The sequence below is a fragment of the Streptomyces colwelliae genome, assembly GCF_048158785.1.
Classification (GTDB): Bacteria; Actinomycetota; Actinomycetes; order Streptomycetales; family Streptomycetaceae; genus Streptomyces.
This window is the reverse complement of the sequence record NZ_JBLTJC010000717.1, coordinates 1-2,177: the sequence shown is the minus strand read 5'-3', so window position 1 is coordinate 2,177 and position 2,177 is coordinate 1. Positions and strand designations below refer to the sequence as shown.

Annotated in this window: 2 protein-coding genes and 2 pseudogenes; 3 read left to right on the top strand and 1 reads right to left on the bottom strand. The window is 71.6% G+C overall.

Annotation, left to right across the window (positions count from 1 at the left end; all coding sequences use genetic code 11):
* The first annotated feature begins 299 nt into the window (after positions 1-299).
* Positions 300-725 carry a hypothetical protein gene (locus tag ACNFOC_RS53570; RefSeq protein ID WP_416966195.1) on the top strand — a complete coding sequence of 142 codons (426 nt, stop codon included), beginning with the start codon at positions 300-302 and terminating at the stop codon, positions 723-725.
* Here the strand turns inward: ACNFOC_RS53570 and ACNFOC_RS53565 are convergent.
* Entirely contained in the window at positions 704-1,471 is a 768-nt protein-coding gene (locus ACNFOC_RS53565; RefSeq protein WP_416966194.1) for a helix-turn-helix domain-containing protein, read from the bottom strand. The genes ACNFOC_RS53570 and ACNFOC_RS53565 overlap by 22 nt on opposite strands.
* 85 nt (positions 1,472-1,556) lie before the next feature.
* On the opposite strand from ACNFOC_RS53565, the pseudogene ACNFOC_RS53560 reads away from it, so the two are divergent.
* Together ACNFOC_RS53560 and ACNFOC_RS53555 are read left to right on the top strand one after the other, a co-directional pair.
* Positions 1,557-1,976: pseudogene (locus ACNFOC_RS53560) on the top strand (LLM class flavin-dependent oxidoreductase); the annotation flags it as partial.
* 52 nt (positions 1,977-2,028) lie between these two features.
* A pseudogene (locus ACNFOC_RS53555) lies at positions 2,029-2,177 on the top strand (GNAT family N-acetyltransferase); the annotation flags it as partial.

Below are 2,177 nucleotides of genomic sequence, written 5' to 3'. Positions count from 1 at the left end.
CCGTCCGCGGACACCATCATCGTGACGCGCACGCACGGCGACGACGGCGAGTTCATCACCGAGATCCCGGACCGCTCCCGGCTGCGCCGCGGCCAGACGGACGGGTACGTACATGGGGCGCACGGGGCCACCTCCGAGGGCGGAAAAAGGAGTCGCCCTCTCAACTCCCAGCGCCCACCGGAAGACACGCGCCCGGGCCCGTGTCGCCTATTCCTGGCCGGGAATTGCCCCCGGCCCGCCCCCACCACACGATCGAACACGACCGACCGGCCCCGCCGCGAGTCCCGAAGGAGCCCCGGATGACCGAGACGACCGACCCCCAGCACCTGGCGGAGCGTTACATCGCCCAGTGGACCGAACCGGACGCCACCCGACGCCGGGCGGCGATCGAGATCCTCTGGGCCGAGGACGGCACGCACGTCCTCCAGCCGCCCGCCGAGATCCGCGAGATCGCCGCGGGCCTCGGCTTCGACCATCCGACCCTCCGGGCCCACGGGCACGACGCCATCGAGACCCGCGTCACACGAAGCTACGAACGGTTCGTCGAGAAGGGCGAGTTCACCTTCCGGCCACGCACCGACGCCGTACGCCTCGACGGCGTGATCCGGTTCCGCTGGGACACGGTGGCCGTCGCCGGTGGCGAAGTGGTCGGCGGCGGCCTGGAGTTGCTCGTGCTCGACCCCGACGGCCGCATCCGCACCGACTACATGTTCCCCGGAGCCTGATCCCTCGCCGCGGCCGCCAGCGCCCCCGCCGTGGCCGCGTCCGCCGGCAGGAACGCCTCCAGCTTCAGCTCCGCGAGGGTCACGTCCACGGCGGTGGCGAAGGTCGTCACGGTCGTCATCAGCCGCAAATCCCCGTACGACGACCGCAACCGCAACGGCACCGCGAACCCCAACGCCCCGTCCCCCGGCCCGAGTTCGGGCAGATACCCGGCAAGCTCGGACCGCAGCTCCCCCAACTGCCCCAACTGCCCCAGCCGGGCCAGGATGTGCCGCGCCCACTCCGCGAGATTGAGGATCCGCGGCGCCAACCCGTCCGGATGCAGCGCCAGTCGGTACACATTCGTCCCCGGCCCGAGCAGCTCGGCCGCCGCCCCCTCGGTGATCACCCCGAACGCGCCGTTCGCGTCGACCAGTTGACCACCCCGGTCCACCACCACCGCCGGATACGGCAGATGCCCCCGCAGGATGTGCCCGATCGCCTCCCGCACCGGCGCCAGCACCGGATCCTCCAGCGAACTCTCCGCGTACACCGGCGCGAACCCGGCCGCCGACAACAGCTCGTTCCGCTCCCGCAACGACAGTTCAAGCGCCTCGGCCAGCCGTACGACCATGTCCCGCCCCGGCGCGGACCGCCCCGACTCGACAAAACTCACATGCCGCTGCGTGGTACCGGCCCGCAGCGCCAACTCCAGCTGACTGAACCGACGACCCGTACGACGTTCACGCAGCACCTGACTGAAATCCACGCCCCAGTTCTACGGCGCCCCGCCCCAACCAGCCATTCCCCGCGGGGAATTGAGCCCATACCCGCCCCCGGCGACCATCGGCCGCATGGACATCGGCGTACTGCTCCCGACCGGAACGGCCCAGTGGGCCAAGGACGACGACCCGCGCGAACTGATCGCCCTCGGCCGCACCGCCGAACACCTCGGCTTCACCTCCCTCTTCGTCAACGACTCCCTGCTCAGCCCCCGCGTCGAAGCCCTCACGATGCTCGCCGCCCTCGCCCCGGCAACCAGCACGGCAACCCTCGGCACCGGAGCCCTGCTCCCCTTCCTGCGCCGCCCGATCCAGGCCGCCCAGTCCCTCGCCTCGATCGACCTCCTCTCCGGCGGCCGCCTCGTACTCGCGGTCGGCGCCGGCTACCCCGGCCGCTTCGGACGCCCCTTCTACGACCTCTCCGAAGTCCCCTGGGCACACCGCTTCGCCCGCCTCGACGAGACGGTCGAACTGTGGCGGGCGCTGTGGCAGGGCGCCGACTCCTTCCACGGCGAGTTCCACCACTTCACCGACATCCCGCCCCACCGCGAAAGACCCGACCGACCGGGACGCCTTCGACGCCCACTGGAAGCGCATCCGCGCCCTGCCCGGCGTGCTGAACCGCACGGTCCTCGACGACGGCGACGTCGTGGGCAGCGTGGCGGTCTACGGGGAGCCGGACGAGCGCGAGGT